Source organism: Psychrosphaera algicola (assembly GCF_028401425.1).
GTDB lineage: Bacteria > Pseudomonadota > Gammaproteobacteria > Enterobacterales > Alteromonadaceae > Psychrosphaera > Psychrosphaera algicola.
Map to the genome: position 1 here is coordinate 2,747,351 of NZ_JAQOMS010000002.1, position 16,693 is coordinate 2,764,043.

At 38.4% G+C, this 16,693-nt stretch carries 10 protein-coding genes and 7 pseudogenes; 2 read left to right on the forward strand and 15 right to left on the reverse strand.

Annotation, left to right across the window (positions count from 1 at the left end; translation table 11 throughout):
- Positions 1–20: 20 nt before the first annotated feature.
- The 15 genes and pseudogenes from PN838_RS15015 to rpmH form a co-directional block, all read right to left on the reverse strand.
- A pseudogene (locus tag PN838_RS15015) lies at positions 21–810 on the reverse strand (ParA family protein).
- A 39-nt stretch (positions 811–849) separates the two neighbouring features.
- On the reverse strand, positions 850–1,479 hold the full coding sequence (gene rsmG, locus PN838_RS15020; protein WP_272181188.1) for a 16S rRNA (guanine(527)-N(7))-methyltransferase RsmG: 630 nt from the start codon (positions 1,477–1,479) through the stop codon (positions 850–852).
- A gap of 89 nt (positions 1,480–1,568) precedes the next feature.
- Positions 1,569–3,461 (reverse strand): annotated as a pseudogene (gene mnmG / locus PN838_RS15025) (tRNA uridine-5-carboxymethylaminomethyl(34) synthesis enzyme MnmG).
- Positions 3,462–4,033: 572 nt separating this feature from the next.
- Positions 4,034–4,471: pseudogene (locus PN838_RS15030) on the reverse strand (flavodoxin domain-containing protein).
- An 8-nt stretch (positions 4,472–4,479) separates the two neighbouring features.
- The gene (locus PN838_RS15035) at positions 4,480–5,985 is read right to left on the reverse strand and encodes a two-component system response regulator (protein ID WP_272181189.1); all 1,506 of its coding nucleotides are present in this window, start codon (positions 5,983–5,985) and stop codon (positions 4,480–4,482) included.
- On the reverse strand, positions 5,972–6,169 hold the full coding sequence (locus PN838_RS15040) for a response regulator (protein ID WP_272181190.1): 198 nt from the start codon (positions 6,167–6,169) through the stop codon (positions 5,972–5,974). The genes PN838_RS15035 and PN838_RS15040 overlap by 14 nt, the downstream gene beginning before the upstream one ends.
- A 66-nt stretch (positions 6,170–6,235) precedes the next feature.
- Positions 6,236–7,474 carry a hybrid sensor histidine kinase/response regulator gene (locus PN838_RS15045; RefSeq protein ID WP_272181191.1) on the reverse strand — a complete coding sequence of 413 codons (1,239 nt, stop codon included), beginning with the start codon at positions 7,472–7,474 and terminating at the stop codon, positions 6,236–6,238.
- Positions 7,422–7,949 (reverse strand): hypothetical protein, encoded by a 528-nt coding sequence (locus PN838_RS15050; protein WP_272181192.1) that lies wholly within the window; start codon positions 7,947–7,949, stop codon positions 7,422–7,424. Before PN838_RS15050 ends, PN838_RS15045 begins: the two co-directional genes overlap by 53 nt.
- Before the next feature lie 210 nt (positions 7,950–8,159).
- Entirely contained in the window at positions 8,160–8,495 is a 336-nt protein-coding gene (locus PN838_RS15055; protein WP_272181193.1) for a hypothetical protein, read from the reverse strand.
- 59 nt (positions 8,496–8,554) lie between these two features.
- Complete coding sequence (locus PN838_RS15060) at positions 8,555–9,724, reverse strand: ABC transporter substrate-binding protein (RefSeq protein WP_272181194.1); 1,170 nt, start codon at positions 9,722–9,724, stop codon at positions 8,555–8,557.
- Between the two features lie 145 nt (positions 9,725–9,869).
- Positions 9,870–11,243: pseudogene (mnmE, locus tag PN838_RS15065) on the reverse strand (tRNA uridine-5-carboxymethylaminomethyl(34) synthesis GTPase MnmE).
- Between the two features lie 74 nt (positions 11,244–11,317).
- Positions 11,318–12,992: pseudogene (yidC, locus tag PN838_RS15070) on the reverse strand (membrane protein insertase YidC).
- A gap of 8 nt (positions 12,993–13,000) precedes the next feature.
- Entirely contained in the window at positions 13,001–13,240 is a 240-nt protein-coding gene (gene yidD, locus PN838_RS15075) for a membrane protein insertion efficiency factor YidD (protein WP_215964549.1), read from the reverse strand.
- Positions 13,224–13,582: pseudogene (gene rnpA / locus PN838_RS27425) on the reverse strand (ribonuclease P protein component). The gene yidD and the pseudogene rnpA overlap by 17 nt, the downstream one beginning before the upstream one ends.
- Positions 13,583–13,584: 2 nt before the next feature.
- Positions 13,585–13,719 carry a 50S ribosomal protein L34 gene (gene rpmH, locus PN838_RS15085; RefSeq protein ID WP_215964551.1) on the reverse strand — a complete coding sequence of 45 codons (135 nt, stop codon included), beginning with the start codon at positions 13,717–13,719 and terminating at the stop codon, positions 13,585–13,587.
- 450 nt (positions 13,720–14,169) lie between these two features.
- Between rpmH and dnaA the strand changes: the two are divergent.
- A pseudogene (gene dnaA / locus PN838_RS15090) lies at positions 14,170–15,576 on the forward strand (chromosomal replication initiator protein DnaA).
- Positions 15,577–15,589: 13 nt separating this feature from the next.
- A complete protein-coding gene (gene dnaN, locus PN838_RS15095) occupies positions 15,590–16,693 on the forward strand; it encodes a DNA polymerase III subunit beta (RefSeq protein ID WP_215964553.1) in 1,104 nt (367 codons plus the stop codon).

Sequence of the window (16,693 nt, forward strand, 5' to 3'; positions counted from 1 at the left end):
CCTTTACTACAAATTGACGTTTATGATGATGCAGCGGCTTTTACTGCTTTGTCCGACCGACGTAAAATTTCTCCAGCTAATGCCAAATAAGCTTTTGCACCAGAAGAAGACTTGTCGTAATACATGACAGGCGAGCCAAAACTTGGGGCTTCAGCCAATCGAACGTTTCTTGGAATAACTGTACGGTAAACTTTATCGCCAAAATGGTGTTTTAGTTGCTCTGAAACATCATTGGCCAAACGATTTCGCGGATCGTACATAGTCCGCAAAATACCTTCAATTTTTAATTCTGAATTTAACACACTCGCCAGCGAAGTTATTGTGTCCATTAATGCGGTTAACCCTTCAAGGGCATAATACTCACATTGCATCGGCACGATAACGGAATCTGCCGCAGCCATTGCATTAACAGTTAACATATTGAGTGACGGGGGCAGTCGATAAAAATAAAATCATAATTGTCTTTTATTTTTTCTAAGGCTTTTTCAAACGCAATTCACGTCCATACATTTCCATCATTTTGACTTCAGCTGCGGTGACGTCGCCATTGCCGGCAATAAGGTGATAGCCGCCAGACGTTTCTGTCTGAACAACTTGTTCGAAAGGCGTATCTTCGACTAATAGATCATAGGCACTGAATTCAATTTCATATTTATCAATACCAGAGCCCATAGTTGCATTACCCTAGGGATCTAAGTCGACTAACAAAACTTTACGCTTTGTTGCTGCCATTGACGCAGCTAAATTGACCGCAGAAGTGGTTTTGCCCACTCCACCTTTTTGATTGGCTATCGCTATAATTTTTGCCACGTTATCTATGATCCATATTCTAATTTATTGCGACGTTTTCTATTGCGATTTAAGCAACACTAAGTGTCGTTCAGCATTTAAATTCGGCACCACTAACGGTGCAATTGAGTCAACTTTAACAAAATCAGGCAAAGCTTCAATTTCTTCTTTTGCAAGTTGACCTTTTAACGCAAAAAATCGGCCATTAGGTGCAACAAGATGACGACTCCAATTGACCATATCTGAAATCGATGCAAATGCTCGGCTTAATACGCCAGCAAACTCGCCTTCGAAATCTTCTACCCGACTTTGTACAGGAATAATATTTTTAAGTCCTAGGTCGAGTTTAACTTGAGTCATAAATCTCACTCGTTTACCAAGGGAATCGAGCAACGTGAATTCTAGATCCGGATTTATAATCGCTAGTGGGATCCCCGGTAACCCTGATCCGGTACCTACATCAATAAACTTATTATTAATATCAGTAACAGAAAGTAAGTGAGGACTTACAACTAGACTGTCCATTATGTGTTTTATTAACATCTGTTCAGGTTCACGCACAGACGTTAAATTATAGGCTTTGTTCCATTTATGCAATAACTCAACATAGGCGACTAATTGATCTATCTGCAAGTCACTAATTTTCAGGTCTGTTTGTGCTATTAATTTGGTAAGTTTGTTTTTTAACATGGGTGTATGAGATACAAGAAATTAAAATTACCGCTTAAGTATAACTAGCTAAACCAACCATACCTAGCGATAATTTTTAAACTTTGGAATTAAGCAAATCGGCGCAAAATGCCTTGTTTTTTAAGATAGACAAGGATCATCGAAATAGCTGCTGGTGTAATACCTGAAATACGTGATGCTTGACCAACAGTATCTGGTCTTGCTGCTTCAAGCTTAGCAATAACTTCATTTGATAAACCGCTTATGATCTTGTAATTAAAATCACTAGGTATTGTCGCTTGTTCGTTTTTGTCTTTTTTGGCAATTTCTAACAATTGACGATCTATATAACCTTGGTATTTAATTTGAATTTCAACTTGCTCAGCGGCTTGTTCGTTATCGCAACCCGGGCCAATACCATCGATTGCCATTAGATCTGTGTAGCGAATTTCAGGACGACGGAGCAGTTCTTCTAAACTTGCTTCTCTGCTCAACGGACCTTTTAACAGTTTATTAACGTCGTCTATTGATGCGTGATCTTTATGAACCCAATTGCTTTTTAAACGTTGTTGTTCGATTGCAATTTTGTCCATTTTTTCATTAAATAATTTCCAACGGTGATCACAAACTAAACCAAGTTCACGACCTTTTTCTGTAAGGCGAATATCGGCATTGTCTTCACGGAGTAATAAACGATACTCGGCTCTTGATGTAAACATACGGTAAGGTTCTTTTGTCCCTAACGTTGCTAAATCATCAATTAATACGCCCATGTAGGCTTGATCTCTTGTTGGTGACTAAGGCTTCTTTATCTTGTGCTTTAAGTGCGGCGTTTAAGCCAGCAACTAAACCTTGGGCACCGGCTTCTTCATAACCGGTTGTGCCATTAATTTGTCCAGCAAAGAATAAACCTTTAACAAATTTTGTTTCCAAAGATTGATTTAAATCTCGAGGATCAAAATAGTCATATTCGATTGCATAGCCTTAGCCGTGTGATATGAGCGTTTTCAAAACCGGCAATTGAATGAACTAATTCAAGTTGAACGTCAAATGGCAAACTGGTGGAGATCCCATTTGGATAAACTTCATGGGTTGTTAAGCCTTCTGGTTCAACAAAAATTTGATGTTTGTCTTTATCTGCAAAACGAACCACTTTGTCTTCAATAGAAGGACAATAACGAGGACCAATTCCCTCAATTACGCCAGAATACATAGGTGATCGGTCTAATCCGCCACGAATAATTTCATGGGTTTTTTCGTTTGTGTAAGTAATAAAACAAGGGATCTGAGTTGGATGAGATCCTTTTTCACTGATGTATGAAAAATATGGTGTAGGAAGATCACTAAGGTTGTTTTGCCATTACTGAAAAATCAATTGAGCGCGCATCGATTCTAGGTGGAGTACCTGTTTTTAAACGGTCTACACGAAATGGCATTTCACGAAGACGATCTGCCAATGCAATTGAAGGTGGATCGCCAGCTCGGCCACCGGAATGATTTTCTAATCCAATGTGGATCTTACCGCCTAAAAATGTTCCGACCGTTAGAACGACCGATTTTGCTTTAAACTTAAGGCCCATCTGGGTAACAACACCGACTACGGTTTCGTTTTCAATGATTAGATCATCACAAGATTGTTGGAAGATCTTTAAATTAGGCTGATTTTCTAGTGTGGTACGAATAAAGTTTCGATAAAGAATTCGATCGGCTTGAGCCCTTGTTGCTCGCACGGCTGGGCCTTTAGAACTATTTAATGTTCTAAATTGAATGCCACCAGCATCTGCTGCAAGTGCCATGATCCCGCCAAGAGCATCGATCTCTTTTACCAAATGGCCTTTGCCAATTCCGCCAATCGCAGGATTACAAGACATTTGGCCAAGTGTTTCAATGTTGTGAGTAAGCAATAGGGTTTGTTGCCCCATTCGTGCAGCAGCAAGGGCTGCTTCGGTGCCTGCGTGGCCACCGCCGATAACGATAACATCAAAATGTTCAGCAAAGATCATTAATACCTCAAATTCTTTAAATCGGGATCTTTTAAAAAGGGCGCATATTCTATCTTGCTTTTGCTGAGATTCAAATGGTTATTTTTTGGTCTGAAAGTGTCCAGTGATCTCATTTTCAGATCTCTTAATTATATTAAGATCTTTAAATAGATCTTTTATTATTACTACTATTAGCATTTGATTTTGTGTGCATAAGTGGTTTTTATTGTTATTTCATAGGATCTTAAAAGGATCCTAAACTGTGATCTAATGGGGATCTTATTCGGTATAACTTGGGTATAAACAGCCCTGTTATCCACAGGCACTGAAGTCGAAAAAGTTATATTCTGGATATCTCCAGTTAGATCATACGATCTTAACGATCTTATACACAACCCCTTCTAAGTATGAATGATACTGTGTGTATTATGTGTATATGTTGGGTACTTCATGTGATCGGGTTATTTAGTGAGGTGTTTTGGTGATCGATTGTGGGTAAAAATTATTTTTGTTTGATCAAAAAAAAGATCCAATTTAGCGAATAAATTGAGATCTTTTTATGGATGATCGTATTTTGTGGGGTTTTTAACAGCTTAATTTAGTAAATCGAGTTTTGATTTTAGCCATGGAATGATCAGATCTTCTGGTAATTCTTCGTCCATAGCGTCAACTGTGAAGGTTTCTGTGAGTTTATTTGCACCTAGTTTTAACAGTATTGATTCTATTTGATAGGCTGCTTTACAATAAGTGTCATAGCTACTATCACCTAGACCTATAACGATAAAACTGACATTAAATAAATCTGGTTTGGTGTTTTCTAATCAGGTTAAAAATGGTTTTAGATTATTTGGAATTTCACCAGCCCCATGGGTAGAGGTACAAAATATCCATAACTGTTTGGTGTCTGAACTGTCATATTCAGGCTCTAAAGTGACCTCTACAGGCAAATTATATTGTTCTAGTAGGGCACTTATATCATCCCCTACAAATTCAGCTGTACCGGTTTCTGTGCCTATTATTAGTTGTCGCATTGTGTTTCCTAGTTAAATATTTTTTCAATTTCTACTGGCGGCATTGGTTTATAGAAATAATATCCTTGGATTTGATCACATGAAAATTGTTTAAGTATTTCGACTTGCTGCACATGCTCTACACCTTCGACAATAGATTTCATACCAAGAGAATTTGCTATGGAAAGAATGTGGCTCATTAATTTTTGTCGTTTATTTTCTGTATGCAAATCATCAACAAAGACTTTGTCTACTTTTAGTATATCTACTGGAAATTCAATTAGATAACCCAAGGAGCTGTATCCTGTACCAAAGTCATCAAGCGCGATTTTTATTCCCATCGACTTTAAAATAGAGACTATTTTCTTAACTGCATTTGCATCATCCACCATGGCACTTTCTGTCATTTCGAGTTTTAAGTATTTTGAGGGGATGTTGTATTTTCTTAATGCGCTGTCTACTTCTTTTATTAGTGAAGGATTAACCCAATGTTTAGCTGATATATTAACGCCGACAGAAAACTCTTTGTCAGGCCCATATTTTGTAATCCATTTGGAAATTTGATTACACGTTTCATCAATTACGAACGAATCTATATCAAAAATCAGTCCTGTTTCTTCAGCCAATGGAATAAATTTGAAAGGTGTAATGAAGCTCCCATCGGGTTGGATCCAGCGGATCAGTGCTTCAAAAGTCTCTATTTCACTGGTAATCGTATTTACAATTGGTTGATAATATAAACACAATTCTCTGTTTCTTATCGCCTCTTTTAATTTGGGTTCTAGATGAAATTTATTTAAATTAGATTGATGAAGTTCTGGGTCATAAAACGCAATACCAATGTCGTTGTCTAGAGCCGTTTGTGAAGCAAATGCGGCGTTAGCGATTAGTGACTTAGGTTTTTTCTCACGTCCTTTGGTCATGCTAATACCAATGCCAAGGTTTCCTTTAAAGGTTTCCTTTTCTAGCGTAATTGTCTGATTTAAGGGACTGTATAATTTGTCTAGAGTTTCTATGTTTTCAACCAAATAAGCTAAATTTTTTGCTGTACCGCTAATCGCAATTACATCATCAGCTAATCGGCCAATAGTGATTTCAGGGTCTTTGCAGGTTTTAGCAACTCGAACCCCTTGGTGCTGGATATATTCCCTCGCTAAATCTGGACCTAGCGTTTGACTAATAAAATTGAATAATGAAAAACGGATATAGACGACAACAAACGTTGTATCTAGGTTATTGCTCATTTCATTGTCTAAGGTGCCAGAGAACAATTCGAGTTTGGCAAAATCCGTATCTTTATCGAAGTCTTTATAATAGTTAGTTTCAATATTTACGAGCCGTCTTTTTCTAACCGCAGCCTTGAGCCTTGCGTTTAATAGTATCGGGTTGAATGGTTTTGGCAAAAAATCATCTGCGCCCATCTCAATCCCTTTTATGACATTTTGTATATCGTCTAATGCAGAGATCATTATGACCGAAATATTTGCCGTTTTAGGAGTTGATTTAATTTTTTCAAGGACTTCAAAGCCATCCATGCCTTAGCATCATGACGTCTAATAGAACAATATCAAAAAGCTCGCTTTCCAATAATTCCAATGCAACAAAGCCGTCTTCAGCTTCGACAATATGTTTGTAATTAAGACGCGTTAATCTGCGCTTTAATGTATATCGATTATTTTCATTATCATCTACTACTAATATTTTAGTCTCTGGTGTCATTGTTCGTCCTTAGCGGTAGGTCTTTGCATTGATAAACATAGCTCTAATTATCTGCCTTTGGTCTCGTTAACTTAAATACTCTGAAAATATTAGACCGATGTTACTTTTATTAATGGGCTTTAATAAACAGTGCCTGACGCCTAGATTTAGATAAGTTTGTTTGTCTAGCTCTTCGCAGATTACAACAATTGGCACGTTATTCAATGTTTCATCTTTACTTAATTTTTGTATCATATTCATAGCTAGTTGCTTGTTAATTAAAGAATTGATGATAAACACACTTGGCTGTTTGGCAGACTTAAATTCAGCTATGTCGGTTTGAATTGCATAGGGCACGAGTTCGTTTGAATCACTTTGAAGGTGATACTTCAATAACTCTATCATGTGTTGGTCGTCGTCAATTATCAGCAATAAATTGGTATCTGTTTGAGTTGAGTCGTCTTGGCTTTCGGTTTCTTCTAAGCTATCTAACGTATTATTTGTGTTCTCAACAGTTCGTGGCATAGCAACTGGAATAGTGACATAAAAGTTTGTGCCGATATCAATTTCACTTTTGACTGTAATATCGCCACCCATTAAATTGGCTAGTTTTTGACTGATCGATAAACCAAGTCCAGTGCCTTCGTAGCGGCGGGTGGCTGATGAGTCAACCTGTTGAAAATCATTAAACAGTTTTGACAATTGGTTTTTGTCCATCCCAATTCCATTGTCACAGATGGCAAATTGAATATGAGCAATGCTGTCGATATCCAGTTTGTTCAACGTCATTCGAATAGTACCGTTCTCGGTAAATTTACAGGCGTTGCTAATTAGGTTTAACAAGATCTGTCTAAGTTTAGTTACGTCAGTAAACAAATCGCCAATATTGGGTTCTATTTCAACAATTAATGTGTTGTCTTGTTTTAGTGCAAGTGCTTCACATGAGCGTTTTACGTCATTTATAAAGTAGCCAATATCAAATACTTCAGGGTGCAATTCCATTTTACCCGCTTCAATTTTTGATAAGTCTAGAATATCGTTTATCAGAGCGAGTAAATGTTTACTGGAGCGCAATACTCGATCTAACGGTTCAATATAATTTTCATCATTAGTCTCATTAGCGTCTTCTGACATCATTTCTGTTATGCCAATAATTGCATTGAGTGGTGTACGTAGCTCGTGGCTCATTTTAGCGAGGAAATCAGACTTTATTTGATTCGCTTGTATGGCTAATTTTTTAGCCTCTTCAGCTTCGTCACGGGCGTTTTCAGCGTCAATTTTTGCCTTGGATAATTTTAACTTCAGATTCAGACAAATTATTTTCAATTCTTCCTAAAAAGTACCAAAACGAGATGAATATAAAGCTCATGATGACACCAAAAGAAATTGACGTGACTGTTAGTGAAACTTGGTAACTTCGTGTATCTGCACTTATATCTTTGAGCAACAGTACGCGCCCTAAATAGTTTCCGTCGATATCATTAACTGGGAACAAAGCGAGATTAAATATTTTGTCGCCAAATCCAACTTGGTCTCGCATATATTTTAAATCCGGAGCATCGGAGGTCATAACGTCATCGAGCACATCGGCCAGCATTGGAAGATTGATATTGCCCTGAATCGGGGACATTAATACTAAATTCGTAAAATTATCCCAATGATTGATGATACCGAGTTGATTGTAGTGACGACTTACTGCGTTTTTAGATATTTTAGCTTTGTCGACAAAAAGGTATAAATTGGCTTTATTTAGTGCAGAGACGTCTTGCACCGTATCAATTAGTGGCTTTGTAACTTGCACATAGCCAATTTTTGTATTGTTGTAAAAATGCCGACAATGGCATAAATGTTTAATTTGCCATCGAGGTTTAAATTAATGCCGGTCGCAGAATCGGTTTCAGCGTAAAGTGTATCGTGATGCGGCGCCTGGTTATAGTAAGTGCTGCCAACGCCAAAATTAGCTAAAAGATCTCCGTTTACGGAATATATTTGAATTTGTTCAATTAGCGCCTTAGCTTGAATAGTTACGATGAAAAACCTTTATAGTATCTTGTAGCGCTTCTTCGTTGTTTGATTGAATCGCTGAAATTATTGGATTTCGAGAGGCTAATAATGTTGCAGAGCTGAGTAATTGATATCTTAAATCTTCACCCACTTGATATAGTTGGTCGTCTACCTGCTCAACTAATTCGGCCAAATCTTGTTGCCTTTCTTTAGTAGACCAACTGCTTAAAATAAATGTAAATATTAACCATAATGCACTAAAAGCGATAGCAAGAGCGATAAGCACCGGAAATCGCAATTTACCGCTGGCAATAATTTTGTCACCCAAATTTAAATGCATCAATTCTGATCCTTGTTGTCAATTTGGTTTGTAATTAGCTGTTGTTGATCTAATTTTGACAACTAAGGTTTTTTTATCAGAACACGATCTTTATACACGCTGATGGTTTTATCTAGGCCTATGTCATAACGTTTTAAATAGGAAAATGAGTTAACAACGGTGGTTTTACTTATATTTGAATTTGGGTCTTTTACCCAGCCAACCACCTGATCTATAAGCTGAAATGGCAAGGTGATGATCTCTATAAAGGAATCAGTATGAACTTTGTTGACACTCTGAAACATCGAGTCGATGGCAATTTTAGCTAATAGATAGCCTTTTAAAGCTTGGTGAGAATAGGGCGCTTGTGGGCTGTAAGCTTTCATGTCTCGTATAAATTCTTCAATTAAAGGCAGGTTTCTGCGATGTAGCGGCACAGAACTTACAAATAATAGGTTGTGACTATTGGTGTCACTGTATTTTTCCACCAAAAGCTTTTGCAATAGTGTTTTTTCCACAACTGGTAATATAAGCATTTGGCACTGGTTTTGTTGTTTGGTTAATTCAGCGAGGATATTCGCTGTGGTGTTAACGTTATTTGCAAAAACAATAGTGCAATTTTTTTGTGTTTTTGGGGCACGAATGCGTGGATTAGTTAGCTTTCTTACTGATTTGAGCGAAATAGAACGAATCGCATCTTCTATGGCATTGAAGTCATAATCATTGTCTGCTGAGACATAAATCGTGTCGCTGTTTTTTAATGTTTTGTTAAGAGAACGAAACATTTCAGAGTAGGGTTGCGATAAAAAACCAATGTATCTGTGATCTTTGATGTTAAGGGGTTGTTGGTGATGGTTCGCAGATAATAATAAGGTTTTATTATTGCCAGCCAGTCTAGCTAGATCAGCAACGTTTTCACTAATATCTGTAGTTAAAAGGGCCAACACATTTTTAGATGTTATTAACCTTTTAGCATTGGAAAGTGCTCGGTTCGTTTGGCCAATATCATCCATTGCTAGCAGTTTTATCTGATATTTATTGAAACGCTTTGATTGGTTTTCGGCATGTATAAAGGCTTCAATTCCATTTTTGAAGTCGATACTAGATTGGGCATTTGGCCCGGACATGTTTAGTGTAATACCGATAGGTAATGTTTTTGCAAACACATTGGCTGAAATGAGGTTATTTGCTAATAGAGCAATAAGGCTCATAAAGAACATGTTTATGCATTTAGATCGAGTGATTAGCGCCATTCCTGCTTTTTAACGTCCTGAATCCATTGATGAGTCTAATACTAGTTTAAATATAGAATATTCCTAGTAATGAATTAATACCATTACATATAGTCTCTGTTATCTCTAGCTTTAACTACTTCCCTGTAATTATTCAAGTTTAATGCTATTTACCAATACAGAACGAACTGAATATTCGACCAAGTAAATCGTCTGAACTAAATTCACCCGTAATCTCATTTAGATGCTGTTGTGTCAGTCTGAGTTCTTCCGCGAGAATTTCGCCAGCAATGTACGAATCGAGTTGTTCTTTCCCCGTTAATAAATGGGATTCTGCTCTGTCTAAAGCGTCTAAATGACGACGTCTTGCCATAAATGTACCTTCAGTCGTACCATTAAATCCCATCGCTTTTTTAAGGTGAGTTTTTAACGCTTCAATTCCTTTTTGTTCGCGGGCTGAAATTGAGATGATAGGTAATGTTCCATCAATGGTAATTTCTCGCTGATCAGCGGCAAGCAAGTCGACTTTATTGCGAACAATAGTCACTGGCATAGATTCAGGAAGTTTGGCCATAAATTCTGGCCAAATATCTTCTGGCGTTACACTGTGATTTTCCGTTGCATCTACCATCAATAGTACTTTATCGGCTTGTTCAATTTCTTGCCAAGCGCGTTCGATACCGATTTGTTCAACTTTATCAGGAGACTCTCTAAGACCTGCCGTATCGATTATGTGCAATGGCATGCCATCGATATGAATATGTTCTTTTAAAACGTCTCTGGTTGTTCCAGCGATGTCTGTAACGATTGCAGAGTCTTTGCCTGACAAGGCATTTAACAGGGAAGACTTACCTGCGTTTGGTTTACCTGCAATAACAACTTTCATGCCTTCGCGCATTATAGCGCCCTGTTTGGCTTCGTTTTTTACCACAGCAAGTTCGGCTATTATTTTATCAAGATCGCCTGCAACTTTTCCGTCTGACAAAAAATCGATTTCTTCTTCCGGGAAATCTATCGCAGCTTCAACATATATGCGCAGATGGATTGTCTGTTCAACAAGGTCATGTATTTTTTAGAGAACTCACCTTGGAGTGATTGCAAAGCAGATTTTGCGGCTTGTTCTGAGGTACTTTCTATTAGATCTGCAATGGCTTCTGCTTGGGTTAAATCAATCTTGTCATTTAAAAAAGCGCGTTCTGAAAACTCACCCGCTCTTGCCAGTCTAACGTTGTCTATTTGGCAAATTTGCTGGAGTAACATATCAAGAATGATTGGGCCGCCGTGTCCTTGGAGTTCAAGTACGTCTTCACCGGTAAATGAATTAGGGCCTTCGAAAAAAGTGCAATACCTTGGTCAAGAATATCGCCACTTAGCGCTTTAAATGGCAAATAGTCCGCGTAGCGTGGCTTTGGACATTTCCCTAAAATGGCAAGAGCGACGTCTTTTACCAACAGCCCAGAAATACGAATAATACCGACACCACCTTTGCCTATGATGCGGTTGCTTGTGCGGCGATAGTTTCAGTCGTATTTATTGTCATAATATCTCTCATTTTGTACAAAGTGCGCTCATTAAAAAAGCGACTCGAGAGTCGCCTTTTAATTTTAAACCAATTTACATTAAGTTGTTATGGTTAGTCTTTTTTGCTGCGGCTTTTTTATCAATCCCGCGATAAATCAATAACATTTGAATGATAGAGATTACGTTTGAAACAAACCAATAAAGTACGAGTCCCGCTGGGAACCAAAGGAAAAATACTGAGAAGATAACAGGCATCCACATCATCATTTTTTGTTGCATTGGATCTGCAGCTGGCGTTGGACTAAGTTTTTGCATCAAGAACATCGACGCACCAAATAAAATTGGCAAGATGTAATACGGGTCTTGTGCAGATAGGTCTGATATCCATAAACCAAATGGTGCATGGCGCAGTTCAACACTTTCTAAGAATACCCAGTATAACGCCAAGAAAATCGGCATTTGCAGTAACAGAGGTAAACAACCGCCCATCGGGTTAACTTTTTCTTTACGATAAAGTTCCATTGTGGCTTGGCCGTATTTTTGACGGTCGTCGCCAAAACGTTTTTTCAACTCTTCCATCTTAGGCTGTAGTGCACGCATTTTTGCCATAGACTCATATTGTTTTTTGGTCAGCGGGAACAATGCTGTTTTCACTAAGATAGTGATAATTATGATTGCGATACCCCAGTTACCAACAACACCAAATATCCAAACTAAGGCCGAGAACAACATTTGGCTGATAAACCACAAAAATCCGTAGTCGACTGTTAAGTCTAACGTATCGTGAATAGCTTGAAGTTCAGCTTGATTTTTGGGCCTGCAAATAGAGTCGCTGTAGTTGTTACAGTGTCACCAGCATTAACGATTTGAGCTGGTGATTTAACCCCAATGATCGCAGCTTGCTGATTACCTAAAATGCGAGTGTAGATAACATTTTGTTCCGTTTGTAACGGAACCCAAGCACTTACAAAGTAATGCTCAATCATGCCAATCCAACCGCCTATAGTGTTGCTTTATTCAGTGGGCTATCTGCCATATCGTCAAAATCGTATTTTTCATACGCTTCATCAATGGTTGAGTAAACCCCGCCACGATATGTTGGCATCATCATGCTACTTTCAGTTGTTACAATTTCTTGTTTTAACTGGTAAAAAGGCTGAATTTCTAGAGAGTTATTAGACTGGTTTTGTACTTCAAATTTCACTTCAATTGAGTGTTTACCACGTTCGAAGTAAAAAGTTTTAGTAACTACTAAACCATTATCCATAGTGTAAGTAAGTGGGACTGTTAACGAATTATTCGTCATTGTCCATTCAGTTTGCGCAACGTCATAGACCGGACGGCCTGTACTTTGTGCGTCTGGCCCATGGCGACCTACTAAACCTGACTGGGCAATATATTGCGGAGCCTGGTGTAATAAATGATATTTTTCTTCAGACAGATGCGTTAAGTCATATTCGAGTAAAGTGGCTGACACTAGGTCACCGCCTTTTGTGTCGATTAGAACTTCGAGTGTGTCTGTAACAACCTTAACCACGGTATTGCTGGTTTTAGGCATAACGGCAGGAAATGCAGAATCTGATGACGGTAATTCGTCAACGGCGTTTGCAGTGTCACCTGTTGCGACTGGTTGGTCACCGGCTAAAATTGGCTGCGCAGTTTCAACAACTGCTTGCTCCGGTGTGTTGTAGTCGACTTGCCATTGTTGGTATAGCAAGAAACTGACTAACAATAATCCAATAGTTAAAAACGAACGTTGCGATTCCATAACGCTAATTACTCTTTATCTTTGTTTGATTTTGATGAATTTGGTACTGGATCAAATCCACCTTCAGTTAAGGGTTGGCATTTTAGAATACGTTTGATACTTAACCAAGTACCTTTTGATGCCCCGTGGATTTCGATTGCTTCTAATGCATAATTTGAACATGACGGATAGAACCGGCATTTGGCTCCAAACCAAGGGCTGATGGCGGTTTGATAGAATCGGATCAACGCTTTAAGGATTGTTCGCATCGTAAGCTAATTTTTTCCATAGTTTATTCAATTGTTTTTGCAAATATGCATTATCTGCGTCGCCAATGTTATCACGGGCAAGCACAACTATGTCTATATTGGGCAAATTATCTTGATTTAAACGGAAACTTTCACGAATGTTACGTTTGATTCTATTACGGCCAACGGCTGTTTTTTCTTTTTCTTTGCTATGGTCAGGCCTAATCTTGGGTGATCAAGGTCATTATATTTAGCAAGCAATGTGAAATGGTCTGACACCGCTTTTACAGGTCGGTCAAAAACTGGGGAAAAATGCGAGGGAGTTAACAGACGTAACTCCCTTGGAAAAGTATTACTTTTCACTGTTATGCAGAAAGACTAGAGCGTCCCTTTGCACGACGACGAGCTAATACAGCTCGGCCGTTTTTAGTAGCCATGCGAGCACGGAAACCGTGTGTACGCTTGCGTTTTAAAACGGTAGGTTGAAATGTACGTTTCATAGTTAAAATCCATCCGATCGGTTAATGTTACTATCACTTTTCTAACTAACAAAACACGTTAATTAGAACCTTCGAACCCGCAGGTCGCGACCCCTGCAGGGCCCCAAAAAGGACGCCGAATAATATAGATTGATCCTTTATTAGTCAACAAGATCCTGATAAAAAATAAGTTATTTACAGGTTATTAACAATTAACACTGGTTTAGGTGTTGTTTTGTTGATAACTTTGTCGTTAAGAGCACTATGTTTGAGTATAGCAAAAACATTTAGAACGCCTAGAAAATATCGTTTTTGAGGTGTAAAAACGGTTTATGTAAGCGCTGTTCTTTTATTGCCTTTTTTATTAATATTATTGTCATTCTTGGTTGAGTTTGTGGATAAATATAAGGCATAATGTATGGTGATTCGAAACAAAAATAATTATAACCGTACATCAATTTAGGATTATCCGTGTATCAGTCTCTTTGGCAGAGCTGCCTGCAAATTTTAGAACAAGAATTATCGCAGCAGCAGTTTAATATGTGGATTCGTCCGTTGCAGATACAAAGCTCCGAACAACTCATAACTTTATATGCACCAAACCGATTTGTATTGGATTGGGTGCGTGATAAATATATGAATCGTATAACTGAGTTGTTATCGCAATTTAGTGACGGTCATAGCACACCGAGTTTAAATTTTGATGTGGGATCAAATGCCGCAGTAATAGCGCCTCAAGTTTCTCATGCGGCTGCGACAAGCAATGTTTCTCATGCGCCTCATCATTCAACGCAGCAACAGCACCATAACAACCAACAACAAACGCGACCGTCTGAGTCAAATATCAGAGCCAGTTATAAATCAAATATAAATGATAACTATACGTTTGATAGTTTTGTTGAGGGTAATAGTAACCAATTGGCGCGCGCAGCTGCGATGCAAGTAGCAGATAACCTAGGTGAAGCATATAACCCATTGTTTCTCTATGGCGGCACCGGTCTAGGTAAAACCCACTTATTGCATGCTGTCGGTAATGGCATCATGGCAAATAAGAAAGATGCTAAAGTTGTCTATATGCATTCAGAACGTTTCGTTCAAGACATGGTTAAAGCGTTACAAAACAATGCGATAGAAGAGTTTAAACGGTACTATCGAAGTCTAGATGCATTGTTGATCGATGACATACAATTTTTTGCTAAGAAAGACCGTTCCTAGGAAGAGTTTTTTCATACGTTTAATGCGTTACTTGAAGGGAACAAGCAGATCATATTGACGTCGGACCGCTACCCTAAAGAAATTGACGGTGTTGAAGACAGACTTAAAAGTCGTTTTGGTTGGGGTTTGAATGTTCCAATTGAACCGCCAGAGTTAGAAACTCGAGTGGCTATTTTGATGAAAAAAGCCCATCAAAGTAAGGTTAAATTGCCAGAAGAGGTTGCGTTTTTTATTGCTAAACGCCTTCGTTCAAATGTTCGTGAATTAGAAGGTGCGTTAAATCGCGTAATTGCGAACGCTAATTTTACAGGTAGACCAATCACCATCGATTTTGTCAAAGACGCGCTTCGCGATTTATTGGCATTACAGGACAAATTAGTCACAATAGATAACATTCAAAAAACAGTGGCCGAGTATTTTAAAATTCGGGTTGCTGATATATTGTCAAAACGCCGTAGTCGCTCTGTAGCAAGACCAAGACAGATAGCTATGTCGTTGGCTAAAGAATTGACCAATCACAGCTTACCTGAGATTGGAGACGCGTTTGGCGGACGAGATCATACAACAGTCCTCCATGCTTGTAGAAAAATCAAAGAATTAAAAGAAGAAAGTCACGAGATAAAAGAAGACGTTCAAAATTTAGTTAGAATTTTGTCTTCTTAGTGGGAATAAACTAATGCATATAATAATAAGTAAAGATTCATTATTAAAACCATTGACCTTGGTCTCGGGGGCGATTGAACGAAAACATACGTTACCGATCTTATCGAACGTATTAATCGAAACGTCGTTAGACTCGGTTAAATTCACTGGTACTGATATGGAAGTGGAATTAGTCGCATCGACTGTACCAGACAACGTTATTCAAGCTGGGGCGATAACAGTTCCAGCTAAAAAGTTATTTGATATTTGTCGTTCATTACCGGACAACTCAGAGATCGAGTTTAAAGTTGAAGGGCACTCAGTCATCGTTAAGGCAGGTAAAAGTCGTTTTAGTCTATCGAGTTTGCCAGCGAGTGATTACCCAAATTTGGAAGAATGGGATAGTTCTGATGTCATTCAGATGACTCGTCATACCTTACGTGCACTAATCGAAAGCACCCATTTTTCAATGGCGAACCAAGACGTTCGTTATTATCTCAATGGTATGAGTTTTGAATTTGAACCTTCGTTAATTCGAACGGTATCGACCGATGGCCACCGTTTAGCTTTAGCACAACAAAGTGTTGAAGGCGGTGTACAAGAGCAGCGACAAGTGATTGTGCCTCGTAAAGCGGTACTTGAAATTATGCGTTTGTTAGAAGATGACGACGCCTCAATTCAGTTTGAAATTGGCACAAACCATATTCGGATCGTAGAAGAAGGTTTTATCTTCACGACCAAACTTGTTGATGGTCGTTTTCCGGATTACCGACGTGTGTTACCACAAGGTGGTGATAAGTCGATAATTGCCGACAAGCAGATGTTAAAAGACGTGTTCCAGCGTGTATCAATTTTGTCTAACGAGAAGTTTAGAGGCGTTAGATTAAACTTGGCTTCAGGTGAATTGTTAGTGTCTGCTAACAACCCAGAGCAAGAGCAGGCTGAAGAGTTAGCTTTGGTTGACTACACTGGTGACAGTTTAGAGATTGGTTTTAACGTCTCTTATATTATTGATGTGTTAAATAATATCAAAACAGACACAGTAAAAATTATGTTAGCGGATTCAAATAGTAGTGCGTTAATTGAAGGGTTAGATGACGCATCGAGTTTGTTTGTCGTTATGCCGATGAAACTATAG